Origin of the sequence: Veronia pacifica (assembly GCF_001707825.1) — a bacterium.
Lineage (GTDB): Bacteria > Pseudomonadota > Gammaproteobacteria > Enterobacterales > Vibrionaceae > Veronia > Veronia pacifica.
The window spans coordinates 1-311 of record NZ_LYBM01000150.1 but is presented as its reverse complement, the minus strand read 5'-3'; the positions used below and the strand labels follow the sequence as shown (position 1 = coordinate 311).

The window sequence follows — 311 nt, the reverse complement described above, 5'->3', positions numbered from 1 at the left end:
TGTATGGACCGTTTGCTTTCGCTTTCCTGTTTATTTTCACTTTTCAAAAGTGAAAACAAATAGGGGCGAAGACAACACAGCAACCAAGGTGTTCTTAATAGAACATGTTCATCTTTCGATGAACGATTTCGCCGGACTCAAATATGTTTATCCTTCTTTCGAAGATAAACCCAAGAACACTTGAATGTGTTTGGTGTTACTTAAAAGTAACTATTGAGAACTTTACTATCACTTCTTATTGAAGTGATATTGTTTAATCTTTCGATTAAACAGTCAGCTTTCCAGATTTTTAAAGAGCATGTGACGATTCG

General features: G+C 35.0%; 1 protein-coding gene. It reads left to right on the top strand.

What is annotated here, in order from left to right:
* Positions 1-184, top strand: a 184-nt coding sequence (locus tag A8L45_RS25145) for a hypothetical protein (protein ID WP_217492224.1), incomplete at its 5' end; no start/stop codon positions are given.
* Positions 185-311 lie beyond the last annotated feature (127 nt).